Here is a 13384-nt window from a genome sequence, read left to right as displayed (position 1 = left end):
GGAGTCGGGGTGATGTACGCGCTCGGTGCAGTGCCGACAAGTTGGTTGCGGAACTCACCTCACTGCCGACGGTCGTACTAGTTCGACTCTGAAACCCGACGTGCGAGCGGGACTGGCTAGCGGACCGTAGACGAAACCGGTGTGAGTGCGAGTAGTACCGAACGCACTCAGTCGCTCACGACGACACCGGGAGCGTCGTCTAGCGCTCCGACCACCCGGTCGAGGTGGTCGGAACCACTCCCTTCGACGGTGACGGCGAGTTCGGTTTTCCCCGGGTCGACGCCCGAACGCGGTGGCAATCGTGATAGCTCGTCGACTGTCGCCCCGGCGTTTTCGACGGTTTCAGCAACCGTTCCCGCCGATTTCGGCCAATCGTCGACGACGACGCGAACGCTCCGATAGCGACCGAGTTCCGCGAGTCCCGCCTTGACGTAGTCGGTGAACTGCGTGAGGTCGATGTTCGCCCCACAAACCGGCACCGCCACCGTCTCGTCTGTCACGTCGAGATAGTCGCCGAGAAGCGCCGCGAGCGCGACGGCCCCGGCGGATTCGGTGACGAGTTTCGAGCGTTCGGCGAGAAGCGCCATCGCCGCCGTCACCTCGGCGTCGGTGACGTTCACCACGTCGTCGACCCGCTCGCTGACGTGTCTGAACGTGTACTCTTCCGTCTTACTGGCGGCGATTCCCTCGGTGATGGTGTCGATGGAGTGGCGTTCGTACACCTCGTCGCGTTCGAGCGACTCGCTCATGTGCGCACAGCCTTCCGTCTGGACGCCGACGACGCGGGCGTCGGTCTGTGCTTTCACCGCGGTTGCGATACCCGAGACGAGTCCCCCGCCGCCGATGGCGACGACGACAGTGTCGACGTCGGGGACGGCTTCGACCATCTCCAGACCTACGGTTCCCTGTCCGGCGATGACCGCGCGGTCGTTGAACGGGTGGACGAACGTCGCCCCCTTCTCCTCGGCGATGTCCATCGCCCGCCCGTAGGACTGCTGGTACACCTCGCCGTGGACGACGACCTCCGCACCGTAGCCTCGCGTCGCCTCTATCTTCGCCATCGGCGTCACCTCGGGCATGACGATGGTCGCGTCCGCGCCGTGGGCGGTGGCCGCCGAGGCAACGCCTTGGGCGTGGTTACCGCCGCTGGCGGCGACGATGCCGTTGTCGAGTTCTTCCTCGCTCAACTGCGCGATGCGGTTCGACGCGCCGCGAATCTTGAACGAACCGGTTCGTTGGAGCGATTCGAGTTTGAGGTGGACGCTGTCGGCACCGCAGCGCTCGGCGAACGTGCGCGAACTGTCGACTGGCGTCCGTTTGACCACGCCGTCGAGACGGCCGGCGGCCGCTTCGATATCGGCCAGTGTGACGAGGGGTTCTGTCATCGGGTGAGCCTCGTCGGCGGGTCGCTTAACGCCGTCGTCGGCGGAAACAGACACCGCAAGCGTTTCCACCACCGAGATTTTTCGACCACGGGGATTTCCGGCGACGACGCGACTATACGCCCACCCGTGGTTCGATGGTCGATGAAGGTCACCGAATCCGCAGTCGTCGAGTTGACCCGGACGCTCGTCCAGTGCCCCAGTCCGAACCCGCCGGGCGGCGAGGCACCCGTCGTCGACGCGTTGGTCGACCGACTCCGCGAGGGTCCCGTCGAGTGGACGCTCGAACGCGAGGAACTCGAACCGGGGCGACCGAACCTCGTCGCACGCGCTGGCAACCCCGAACACGGCCGACTGCTCCTGACCGGCCACACCGACGTGGTGCCTGCCAACGCCGACGACTGGACGGGCGACCCGTACGAACTCCGGCGCGAAGACGGTGGACCCGACGGCGACCGCCTCGTCGGCCGCGGCGTCGCGGACATGAAGGGCGCACTCGCGGCGAAAGTCGTCGCCGCGGAGGCGTTCTTGACGAATCACGGCGACTCCAGCGACGCAAACACCACCGGCGAGGTCGTTCTCGGTTTCGCCATCGACGAGGAACGCGGCGGACCGGGCACCGAACGAATCGCCGAGACAGTCGGCGACATCGACGCCGCGGTCATCGGCGAACCGACCGACCTGCACGTCGCCATCGCGCAGTACGGAGCGCTCGACTGGACGCTGACCGTCTCCGGCCGCGAGAGCCACTCCGGCCGACCGGACCGCGGCATCAACGCCATCGACGGGATTCGCTGCGCGCTCAACGGCGTCGCCGAACTCGCCGATGAAGTCGCCGCCGAGAATCATCCGATTCTCGAACCCGGGCCGACCATCTCGGTCACCGAAATCGAAGGCGGGTCCGCTCCGCACGTCGTCCCCGGGGAGGCCCGAGCGACCATCTCGTGGCGGACGCTCCCGGAGGGGCCGGAACCGGACGATTACGACGAGCGGATGCGAGCGGCCGTCGAATCCGGTCTCGCAGACGCGCCACCGGTCGAGTTCGACCTCCAGCGAACGATGACCGTCGACGGCGTCGCCCTCGACGCCGAGCATCCGCTGGTTCGACGAACGGTCGACGCTGCTCACGACGTCGGCATCGACAGCCATATCGTCGGGTTCAACGCCGGCAGCGACACCCGATTTCTCGTCCCGCGCGGCATCCCGGCGGTGCTGTTCGGACCGGGCACCATCGAAGACGACGCCCACACCGTCGACGAGTCCGTTGCCGTCTCCGACCTGCTCGTGACCGCCCGCGTCTACGAGCGTCTTTTGGAGCGGTATCTGTCGTCGTCGAACTGAGCGGAACTGCTTCTAACTCGTGGTGTCGGCAGTCGAACCGGTGTTGGTCACCTGCTGGTGTCGACCACGAGAGCGACCGTCACCTCACAGACCCGAATCGAAAATCGGATGTGCTTCTGAGAATTTGGACAAAATCCTGCCGATAGCACGGTTCTGGATTCTATTTTTTGAACCCTACTATTTATAATCGCTATTTTGCAAAAGTTTATACATCTATTCGTTCAAGAGAGAAACATGAACCGACGCCGCTACCTTCGCGTCGCCGGTGGAACCGCCCTCTCACTCGGACTCGCCGGGTGCAGCGCCCTCCAGAGTGGGACAGAACCCGGAAACAGCGTCGTCGAAGGGTCGTCCTCGACGGACGCGCCGACGGAGACACCGCCAGCGGAGACCTCCACGCCCGCATCGACGGCCGACCTACCGCCGGGTGTCTCCGAAGACGGCGTCGAGGACGCGTGGGAGTTGGCTGTCGCGCACCACGACGCGCTCGAAGCGGCGTCGTTCACCAGCGAACAGACCAACCTCCGCCGAGTGTACGACGACGAGAATCGAGTCGTGGAGCGAGGCGAATCGGTGTGGACCGGCCGCGTCAGCGCCGGCGGTGAGCGGTTGCACGCCGTCTACCGGCCGGGTCCGGAGACGACGTTCTGGTCACAGCGGCCCACGGGAAACCGTATCGAGTGGTGGGCAGACGACGAAACCGCACTCCAGCGCGAAGAGACCGAAAACGGTCCCGAGTACCGGCGTATCGATATGTCTGCGGAGACCGGCGGGCAAGGATTCGTCCAAGTAGCCGCACACAGCGGTAAATCACGCATCGAGAGCGAACTTGCCAGCGCGGGCCTTCGGGGAACCGAACCGTACGACGACACGACACTGTCGTGGCTCACGTGGACGGCACCGCCGGAGATTCGCACGCAGTTCGACCGCGGACTCACGCAGACGCGAAGTGTCGGCGTCGTCCGCGCCGGCGGACGCTTCGAGGAGATACGAACGTCGTATCAGGCGTCCCACGACGCCGGCCGGCAGTTCACCACGACGACACACGAGTTCCGCGGTGTCGGTGAAACGACCGTCGAACGACCCGACTGGTACGAGGAGGCCATCGAAGCGACCAAGTGAACGGACGGTCTACGTCGAGAGTCGGTACGCAGTCCCACCGCGGACGCTATCGGCCAATTTGACACCGTCTACACTGTGTGAACTGTCCAAAAATTGTGTCGCTCGGCGTCGGCCTTCCACCGCTTCGGCCCTCCGAATCTGCCCCGTTTCGGCCCTCCACACGAGTCCCGTTTCGACCACTGAACGGGCACGCATCGACGCCCGCGCAAATACAGGCCATACGATTACCACGTTCACGGTTGGGCTAGCCCACGCTATGCCAGTTGGAGACCTCGCAAACGAAGACGTCGTCACAGTCGACCCGGACACGAACATCAGAGAGATAGCCCAGACGTTCTCCTCGGAAGGTGTCGGGTCCGTCGTCGTCGTCGAGAGCGACGAACCGCGCGGCATCGTCACCGACAGAGAAATCGCGCTCGCTATCGGAGAACACGACGACATCTCGGAGATGACTGCTCAAGATATCATGTCCGAGAACCCCGAAACCATCCATCACGACGAAGACGGCTTCGCCGTGGCGAAGAAACTCGGCGAGGCCAAAGTACGCCGACTCCCCGTCGTCGACGACGACGGCACACTCGTTGGCATCGTCACCCTCGACGACGTCGTCGCCACCGTCGGTGAGGAGATGACGAGCATCGCCGACGTCATCGAGTCGCAGTCGCCGGGCTACTCGGCGTAGACGACGCGCCCGAGACATCGGCACGCCCGTTTCGTCACAACCCGGCAGCAGACGCACCGACGCACCCGAAATCGGTCTTTTTCGACGACTCTCCGTCACCGCCGAGAATCGCTCACACCAGATAATATCAAAGATAAGTGAGTTCAACTAACGTACCGGAGACAATCGTTTTGCTCTCGTACAGCATAAACCCTCTGACAGGCGCACGACGCCTGACGGTACCATGGCACAAGACAAACCACACCAGAACTTAGCAATTATCGGCCACGTCGACCACGGCAAGAGTACGCTCGTCGGGCGTCTCTTGTTCGAGACGGGCTCCGTACCCGAACACGTCATCGAACAGCACCGAGAGGAGGCCGCCGAGAAAGGTAAAGGCGGTTTCGAGTTCGCCTACGTGATGGACAACCTCGCCGAGGAGCGAGAGCGCGGCGTCACCATCGACATCGCCCACCAGCGCTTCGACACGGACAAGTACTACTTCACCATCGTGGACACCCCCGGTCACCGCGACTTCGTGAAGAACATGATTACCGGGGCGTCGCAGGCCGACCACGCCGTGTTGGTCGTCGCCGCCGACGACGGTGTCGCGCCGCAGACGCGCGAACACGTGTTCCTCTCACGGACGCTCGGTATCGAGACGCTCATCGTCGCCGTCAACAAGATGGACACGGTCAACTACGAGGAGGACCGCTACCGCGAAGTCGTCGACGCCGTGAAGAAACTGCTCACGCAGGTCCGCTTCGACACCGACGACGCGCGCTTCATCCCCATCTCGGCGTTCGAAGGCGACAACATCGCCGAACACTCCGAGAACATGTCGTGGTTCGACGGTCCCACCATCTTGGAGGCGCTGAACAACCTCCCGGAGATGTCGCCACCGACGGACGCACCGCTGCGACTCCCGATTCAGGACGTCTACACGATTTCGGGTATCGGCACCGTCCCTGTCGGCCGCGTCGAGACCGGTATCCTCGAAAAGGGTGCGAGCGTCTCGTTCCAGCCCTCGGACGTCTCGGGTGAGGTCAAAACCATCGAGATGCACCACGAGGAGGTCGACCGCGCCGAACCCGGCGACAACGTCGGCTTCAACGTCCGCGGCGTCGGCAAGGACGACATCCGCCGCGGCGACGTCTGTGGCCCCGCCGACGACCCGCCGAAAGTCGCCGAGACGTTCCAAGCGCAAATCGTCGTGATGCAGCACCCCTCGGTCGTCACCGCGGGCTACACGCCGGTCATTCACGCACACACCGCACAGGTCGCCTGCACCGTCGAATCCATCGACCAGAAACTCGACCCGGCGTCGGGCGAAGTCGCCGAAGAGAACCCCGACTTCATCAAAGCCGGCGACGCGGCCATCGTGACGCTGCGCCCGCAGAAACCGCTCAGCATCGAGCCGTCGAGCGAGATTCCCGAACTCGGGAGCTTCGCCATCCGCGACATGGGTCAGACGATCGCCGCGGGCAAGGTGCTCGAAGTCAACGAGCGGTAAGCCGACCCGTCTTTTTTCGCCACCATGCCGAATCTCTTCGACACCGTCGCCGTCGTCACCGGCGCGAGCAGAGGCGTCGGCCGCGGCATCGCGCTCTCGCTCGGCGACGCGGGCGCGACAGTGTACGTGACGGGCCGCAGCGTCGCCGGCGACACGACCGACAACCTGCCGGGAACCGTCACGGAGACGGCCAAGATGGTCACAGAGCGCGGCGGCCAAGGAGTCGCGGTCCGCTGCGACCACACCGTCGACGCCGACGTGGGGGCGCTTTTTGCGAGAATCGACGACGAGCAGACTCATCTCGACCTGCTCGTCAACAACGTCTGGGGTGGCTACGAGGGCTACGACGAGACGTTCGACGACCCGTTTTGGACGCAACCGATGGACCGCTGGTCGGGGATGTTCGACGCCGGCGTTCGCGCGCACTACACGGCGAGTCGACTCGCCGCTCGGCGGATGGTCGACAAAGAAGATGGACTGGTCGTCAACGTCTCCTCGGGAGACGGCGACAGATACCGAGGAAGCGTGATGTACGACGTCGCCAAGACGGCCGTCGACCGGATGGCGAAGGCGATGGCGCACGAACTCCGCGACCACGACGTCGCGGCCGTCTCGTTGTATCCGGGGTTCGTCAGAACCGAACGCGTCGTTCGAGCGTTCGAGGACGCGGGCGAGGGCGTACCAGAAGAGACGCACTCGCCGGAGTACGTCGGCCGCGCGGTCGCAGCGCTCGCAGCGGACCCCGACGTGATGGAGAAGTCGGGACAGGTGCTCCTCACGGGTGCGCTCGCGCGCGAGTACGACTTCACCGACACGGACGGAACGCAACCGCCGCCGTTCGAGTTGGAGACGACATCGTTGTGAGCGCGTCGACCGGTACCGACTCGGCGGCGGTTCAGTCGGCTTCCTGCCGACGAACGGTTGCTCGCTCCGCGGTCGCTTCCTCGACGACGTATCCCAGCGCGGCGAGTGCATCGGTTCCGACATCGTAGCTGCCGAGAAGCGGTCGCACCGCGTCGACCGTTTGCCGGTCGAGCGCGTCGATTTCGGTTCTGAGTTCCGAGGCGAGTCGCTCGGGGAGGTACGTTCCGTTCGACAACACCCCGTAGCCGGTGTCGAGCGCGTGACGCCGAACTGCCTCCGGTTCGACCTGCCGGTCGTAGGCGAAGGCGTCGACCTCCAGTGCGTCGGATTGTGCATCGAGGTCGACTGGGAACAGATACTCGCGGTCCGCTCGAACGAACTCTTGTTCGAACTCGTCGAGTTCGGCGGCCACAGCTTCCACTGGAAAGGCGTTCGGAAACCAGACGACAGCGTCGGCGGCCGTCGCCCGCTCTGCGACGAGTTTCGAGGCGAGGCCGTCTCGCAACGCTTCCTTGTCGATGCCCGAAGCACAACAGCGTCGCTCGTTGACGGCGGCGACGACGGGCCTATCGCCCGCCGCCGACCGGAGCGCAGTCAAACGATTTTCGAGAAACTCGGGCGTCCAGCAGTCGAAGACGGCGAGATAACACTCGCGCCCGCTGTATGGGCGCTCGAAAATGAAGTCGACGACGGCCGTCGTAGCATCGCTCTCTCCAGTGTCGCCTCTCGCTTCGCCGACTCCGCGAACCACGGTCGGCCCCGGGCGGAGTCGCCACCGCGGAAGGCGCGACTCGATTCGGTCGGTAAAGCGCGCCCGCCGGTCGTCGTCGGGCGTACACGACCACGGCGAGAGCGGGAACAGGTCGCTTCTCGTCGAATCGACCGCGAACTCGTACAGTCGCGTTTCGCCGCGCACCTCGACTTCGACACGTGCGCGGAGCGTCCACTCCGAAGCGGCGACGACGTGGCCGACCCACTCGGCGACTCGCTTTCGATAGGTTCGGTACTTTCTGTCGACGGCCGCTGGGCCGACGACGTGGAGCGCGTTCATCCCGTCCCGGTACTCGACCATCACACCGAGTTCGCTCGCACTGATAGCGAGTCGGTCGAGGTCGGTCCGACTTTGGACGGTCAGCGAGACGGCGTCACAGAGAAACGTCCCCGTGAGTGCGAGGTTGTACTGTCGAAGGAGGTCCGCGGGGGCGACGGCGGGCGCGTCGCGGAGGCGCTGTTCGCGCTCGCTGTCGGCCCACAGCGAGTCGGAGACTTCCGTGCCGGAGATACCGAACAGGTCGCCGACAGCGTCCATCACCGCGCGTCGTTCGCGGGCCTCGGTGACGAACCCGCGCTCGAACGCCGCTTCGCGGAGTTCTTCGGGGTCGACGGGCGGGTCGCAGTCGAAGGTGAGCCTTCGGTCGAGTAGTTTTCTGAGACCGCGGACGAGCGTGTACGTCTCGTGGGTTTCGGCGTCACGCAGCGTCTCGTCGAGTTGGGCTTTCGTCACGCCGGGCCGGTAGGCGTCGAGAACCGCGGCCGCGGTGTTTCGGTACTCCTCGGGCGGTCGGTAGACGGGCCATATCTTGGGGTTGCGCTGTCGGGTTTCGAGCAGTTTCTTCGTGAGCATCGGTGGGAAATCAGGCGCGGCGGCGGTCGGCGGTGCGGGTCTCGCCGGTGTCGGCGGAGACGAGTTCGTACAGTCGGGCGGGTTTCTCGGAGGGACGGAGAATGCGGCCGAGTCGCTGGCGGTACTCGCGTTCGCTGCCGGTGCCGCTGAGGATGATGCCGACGTTGGCGTCAGGGACGTCGACGCCCTCGTCGAGCACCTGCGAACTGACGATGGCGTCGTAGCGACCGGCTTTGAACCCAGAGAGGGTCGAACGGCGCTCGTCGGTCGGCGTCTTGTACGTTATCGAAGGAATCAGGAAACGGTCGGCGACGACGTGAACGAGGTCGTTGTAGCGAGTGAAGACGATGATTCGGTCGTCGTTCTCGCGGCACTCCCGAAGAAGCGAGGCGAGTTCGTCGAGTTTCGACTCGGCGTTGAACGCGATTTTCCGCGAGGTCTCCTTGGCGCGAATCGCGCGCCACGCCCGCGGGTCGTTGCCGCTTCTGACGACCAAGTTCCGATAGCCGTCGGGACCGTCGAGCGAGACGTTGCTGAACGCGACGTAGTTTCTGAACACCGCCGCGTGTTCGTCGTACGCCTCCCGTTCTTCGGAGGTGAGTTCGACCGTGATTCGCTCGACGGTGTACGTCGAGAGGTACTCGCCGGTCAGGTCGTCGGTGCCGATTTCGTACACCTTCCCGCCCAGTAGATGTACGAGTCGCTCGTGTGCCCCGTCGTCGCGTTCGTACGTCGCGGTCAGTCCCATCCGTGCGGGCGCGGCCATCCGCTCGGCGATGCGTCGATAGCTCTCGGCGGCGAGATGGTGAACCTCGTCGAACAGCACGAACTCGAAGCGATTGCCGAGCGTCGTCGCGTGCGTGTACGCCGAGTCGTACGTCGCCACCGTGATGGACGAGAGGTCCTTTGTGCGTCCGGAAAACTCGCCGACAGGCACCTCGAACCGCGCGAGTTCGTCGCGCCACTGGTCGACGAGGTCCAGCGTGGGCACGACGACGAGCGTCGGCCCGCCCACGGTGTCGATGGCGGCCATGCCGACGTACGTCTTGCCCGCGCCCGTGGGGAGGACGACGACGCCGCGTTCGTCGCTGCGCCAGCGACGGAGCGCCTCTGACTGGTAGGGCCGAAGCGAGAGCGAACAGGAGAGTCGCGGACCAGAAACCGGGTCGAGAACCTCGTCATCGAACTCGACGCCCGCCGCTCGAAGCGAGTCGCGGAGCGCCCCGTACTGAAGCGCGCCGACACTCTCGCCGTCGAGGACGAACGGAAAGGCCACCTCGTCGAGTGTCTCCTGTGACCCCTCGATTCGGACGGTCCCGTGGTCGTACCGAAGGCGCATAACACGTACACGGGAGCGAGGCGTATGAACTCACGCATTGTACAAATTGTAGAAATTGTGAACGGCGAGAGCGTCTCGGAAAGCGGTGTTCGAGCGGTGTCAAAGGGTTGTTTGGTTGCCTCTCGAAGCGGTGAAATTCGGTGATGAAACCAATCTCGACCCGACAGAAGAGAAGGGACCGGACGCGTGTGATGGCTGACGAGTCGGTGAAGCCGAGTTACTGGTACTCGGTGATGGTGAGCGTGTAACCGCCGCTGCCGCTGTAGGAGTCGACGAGAACCGTCAGGTCCGTCGAATCGTCGGGGTTGTCGACGACGATGGTCTCTTGGCTGTCGGTCGTCCACGAGCGGTAGTCGTAGTTGCTCGTCGACGGGCACGACCCGGTGCCGTCGCTGGCGTAGAGGTCGAAGTCGGCGTTCGACGGGCCGGAGAGTTCGACGACGACTTTCGAGGGACTGCTGTAGGAGAAGCCGTAGTTCCAGCATTTCGAGTCCCAGTAGCCGCTGAGCGACCCGTCGACGGAGGCCGACGTGGAGTCGCCGCTGCCACCGTCGCCACCGTCGTCGCCGCCGTCGCCGCCGTCGCCACCGCCGCTGCCGGGTTGGGTCGTGACGGCGTTGCCGGCGTCGACACGGCCGCTACCCTGCTCGCTGCTGGCGAGGCCGATGTCGACGGCCGTGTTCTTGAGGTGCGTGCGGAGTTCCTCGTTCGTCAGGTCGTGAGCGGCGAGTGCGAGACCCGCGACGCCGGAGACGACCGGCGTCGCCATCGACGTACCGGAGATGCTCTCGTACTCCGTACTCGTCGTCCACGTCGAGAGCACGTTCGTACCGGGTGCGGCGAGTTCGATTTCGTTGCCGACGTTCGAGTAGTTCGCAAGCGACGCGTCGGAGTCGAGCGCGGAGACGGCGAGACACTCGCTGTACGCCGCCGGGTAGGAGACTGGCTGACCGTAGTCGTTACCCGCCGCGGCGACGATGAGCGACCCCGCGTTGTAGGCGTACGAGACGGCGTTCTGCATCGTGCTCGTCGCACCGCCGCCACCGAGCGAGAGGTTGATGACGTCCGCGCCTTGGTCTGCGGCCCACTGGACCGCGTCGGCGATGTCGGCGGTCGAACCGGTGCCTTCCTCGGAAAGTGCGCGGCCCGACAGCAACGAGGAATTGCTGATGCCGGAGACACCCTCGTTGTTGTCAGTCGTCCCGGCGGCGATGCCGGCGACGTGGGTGCCGTGGTACTCGTCGGCGAGTACGTCCGGGTACGGGTCAGAGTCGTTGTCGACGAAGTCGTAGCCTTTGTTGCTGCCGAACTGGTCTGCGAGGTCCGGGTGGTCGTACTTGACACCGGCGTCGATGACGGCGATGGTGACATCGGAACTGCCGAGCGTCGTGTCCCACGCCTCGTCGGCGTTGACCATCTGCGCCGCGTACTGGTCGGAGTACCGTGGGTCCGACGGTAGATACTGCGCTTCGAGCGTCTCGTTCTTCTCGGCGTATTTGACGTTGTCCTTCTTCGTAATCGCCTCGATGAAGTTGTTTCGGGCGACCTCCGGCGCTTGTGACGGGAACTTCACCGCAACGTAGCCGAGTTGCTTGTTTTCGTGGACGACACGGGCGTTGCCCGGCACAGCCTTCTCGACTTCCATCTTCGGGTCGTCCGCTGTCTTCGAGACACCGACGAGAATCTCGTCCTCTTTCGCACCCGGACTCCGACCCGGGGTCGCCGACGTTACACCACTCAAGCCGATGAGACCGAGCGCACCGGTCGTCTTCAGGAATCCACGACGCTTCCACGAGGGAGTGTCTTTGTCTGACATAGCTGCGCCTGACTTTCACACACGCCATATATAATTATTTTCATAGTATTCGGACTATATCTTAGAAACCATCCCCAAAACATTCGGAGTTCATGTTGTAGAACTAACGTCTTTTGGCGAATCAGCACGCCTATAGTTTCCGGGAAAAATTCGGGAGTATGGAGTTGCTCGGACGCCTCACGGACGACACGGGACGCGATAGAGGCGTCGCGCTGTTCGTCGACGGGCCAAACATTCTGCGCGACGAGTTCGACGTCGACTTAGACGACATACGGGACGCAGCGGAAGCGGCGGGACGACTCGTCACGACGCGACTGTATCTCGACGAACACGCGACGCCGGGGTTGATTCAGGCCGCCGAAGCCCGCGGATTCGAGGTAGTCGTCACCAGCGGCGACGTCGACGTCAAACTCGCCGTCGACGCGACGCGCTTCGTCGTCGAAGACAGCGCCGGGACGCTCGCCGTCGCCTCGCGCGACACGGATTTCAAACCCGTCTTGGAGATGGCGAACGCCCGCGGGATGCGAACGCTCGCCATCGCGCCGGGGAGCCACGGCCGTTCGGACGCGCTCCGGAACTCCGCAACCGAGAGCATCACCCTCGACGAGTAATCACGACTGGAGACCGCTTCTGCGCGCGACTCGGCCAGCTTTTTCTCTCTCTCGCTCCGACGACGACCATGGACGAACTCGGGATTCCGGTGTTGGACAACCACCTCCACCTCGACCCGCGACACGCCCGCGGCGTCGACGCAGTCGAAGATTTCGCGCGCCTCGGCGGCACGCACCTGCTCGTCGTCAACAAACCGTCGTGGCATCTCGGCGTCGAAGCCGAGACGGGCGAAGACTTTCGTGCCGTTTTCGAGGAGACGCTCGGAGCAGTGGCAGAAGCGAACGAGGTGCTCAGAGGCCGCGCGTGGCCGGTACTCGGCGTCCACCCCGGCCTCGTCACTCGTCTCACTGACGAGCGTGGATTCTCGCCCGAGGACGCCCGTGACCTCATGTGCGCCGGACTCGACACCGCCGCCGAGTTCGTCGACGAGGGACGCGCGCTGGCGCTGAAATCCGGTCGGCCCCACTACGAGGTGTCCGAGGCCGTTTGGGACGCCTCGAACGACGTGCTGAAACACGCGCTCTCGCTCGGTGCGGAACACGACTGCGCGGTGCAACTGCACACCGAGGCCAGCGAGGAGTTGACCGACATCGCCGACTGGGCCGAAGCGCGCGGCCTCCCCGCCGAAAACGTGGTCAAACACTACGCGGCCGGGACGCTCCGCGGACCGACGCCGAGCGTGATGAGCGAGAAAGACCGCCTGCGTGTCGCCGTCGAGGCCGGTGAACCCTTTTTGATGGAGACGGATTTCGTCGACGACCCCGACCGGCCGGGAGCCGTGTTGGGTCCGAAGACGGTGCCGCGTCGCGTGCGCTGGTTGCTCGACGAAGGCTACGAAGATGCGATGCGGAACGCGCACGTGGAGACGCCGAAGCGTGTCTACGGTATCGACACCGAGGCGACGCTCGGCGACTGAGTGCTGTCGGAGGAGTCGACGACGAAGGACTCCGACGGCCACGCTGACTGTGTTCGCCGAGAACTGTCACTGTATTTAATTTTCTTCACCGAGAGCGTTGCGTCAGACACCATTCAGTCGGCGAGATTCGGTCGCCAGTCGCCACCGAGTGAGGCGTTCACACGTTGTGTCCGGTGAGAAGAAAGGCATTTGAG

At 64.5% G+C, this 13384-nt stretch carries 11 protein-coding genes; 7 read left to right on the top strand and 4 right to left on the bottom strand.

Annotated elements, in window-relative coordinates; genetic code table 11:
• Window positions 1-167: 167 nt before the first annotated feature.
• The gene (gene ilvA, locus AUR64_RS14935) at window positions 168-1385 is read right to left on the bottom strand and encodes a threonine ammonia-lyase (RefSeq protein ID WP_058582774.1); all 1218 of its coding nucleotides are present in this window, start codon (window positions 1383-1385) and stop codon (window positions 168-170) included.
• A gap of 141 nt (window positions 1386-1526) precedes the next feature.
• Here ilvA and AUR64_RS14930 point away from each other — a divergent pair, with 141 nt between their 5' ends.
• The 5 genes from AUR64_RS14930 (at window position 1527) to AUR64_RS14910 (ending at window position 6883) form a co-directional block, all read left to right on the top strand.
• On the top strand, window positions 1527-2723 hold the full coding sequence (locus tag AUR64_RS14930) for a M20 family metallopeptidase (protein ID WP_155120628.1): 1197 nt from the start codon (window positions 1527-1529) through the stop codon (window positions 2721-2723).
• 234 nt (window positions 2724-2957) lie between these two features.
• The gene (locus AUR64_RS14925; protein ID WP_058582772.1) at window positions 2958-3845 is read left to right on the top strand and encodes a hypothetical protein; all 888 of its coding nucleotides are present in this window, start codon (window positions 2958-2960) and stop codon (window positions 3843-3845) included.
• A 256-nt stretch (window positions 3846-4101) separates the two neighbouring features.
• Complete coding sequence (locus tag AUR64_RS14920) at window positions 4102-4527, top strand: CBS domain-containing protein (protein WP_058582771.1); 426 nt, start codon at window positions 4102-4104, stop codon at window positions 4525-4527.
• Window positions 4528-4750: 223 nt separating this feature from the next.
• The gene (tuf, locus tag AUR64_RS14915; RefSeq protein WP_058582770.1) at window positions 4751-6019 is read left to right on the top strand and encodes a translation elongation factor EF-1 subunit alpha; all 1269 of its coding nucleotides are present in this window, start codon (window positions 4751-4753) and stop codon (window positions 6017-6019) included.
• Window positions 6020-6043: 24 nt separating this feature from the next.
• On the top strand, window positions 6044-6883 hold the full coding sequence (locus tag AUR64_RS14910; protein ID WP_058582769.1) for an SDR family NAD(P)-dependent oxidoreductase: 840 nt from the start codon (window positions 6044-6046) through the stop codon (window positions 6881-6883).
• A 31-nt stretch (window positions 6884-6914) separates the two neighbouring features.
• Here the strand turns inward: AUR64_RS14910 and AUR64_RS14905 are convergent, their stop codons facing one another.
• The 3 genes from AUR64_RS14905 to AUR64_RS14895 all read right to left on the bottom strand — a co-directional run bounded on the left by AUR64_RS14905 (window position 6915) and on the right by AUR64_RS14895 (window position 11662).
• Window positions 6915-8507, bottom strand: a complete 1593-nt coding sequence (locus AUR64_RS14905; protein ID WP_058582768.1) for a DUF790 family protein — start codon at window positions 8505-8507, stop codon at window positions 6915-6917.
• A gap of 10 nt (window positions 8508-8517) precedes the next feature.
• Window positions 8518-9846 carry a DEAD/DEAH box helicase family protein gene (locus tag AUR64_RS14900; protein ID WP_058582767.1) on the bottom strand — a complete coding sequence of 443 codons (1329 nt, stop codon included), beginning with the start codon at window positions 9844-9846 and terminating at the stop codon, window positions 8518-8520.
• Between the two features lie 217 nt (window positions 9847-10063).
• Window positions 10064-11662 carry a S8 family serine peptidase gene (locus AUR64_RS14895; protein ID WP_058582766.1) on the bottom strand — a complete coding sequence of 533 codons (1599 nt, stop codon included), beginning with the start codon at window positions 11660-11662 and terminating at the stop codon, window positions 10064-10066.
• Between the two features lie 158 nt (window positions 11663-11820).
• Between AUR64_RS14895 and AUR64_RS14890 the strand changes: the two genes are divergently transcribed.
• Together AUR64_RS14890 and AUR64_RS14885 are read left to right on the top strand one after the other, a co-directional pair.
• Window positions 11821-12273 carry an NYN domain-containing protein gene (locus AUR64_RS14890; RefSeq protein ID WP_058582765.1) on the top strand — a complete coding sequence of 151 codons (453 nt, stop codon included), beginning with the start codon at window positions 11821-11823 and terminating at the stop codon, window positions 12271-12273.
• Between the two features lie 68 nt (window positions 12274-12341).
• Complete coding sequence (locus AUR64_RS14885) at window positions 12342-13190, top strand: TatD family hydrolase (RefSeq protein WP_058582764.1); 849 nt, start codon at window positions 12342-12344, stop codon at window positions 13188-13190.
• Window positions 13191-13384 lie beyond the last annotated feature (194 nt).

Source organism: Haloprofundus marisrubri, from assembly GCF_001469955.1.
In the GTDB taxonomy this organism is placed as follows: domain Archaea; phylum Halobacteriota; class Halobacteria; order Halobacteriales; family Haloferacaceae; genus Haloprofundus; species Haloprofundus marisrubri.
This window is presented reverse-complemented; position numbering and strand designations above follow the sequence as displayed.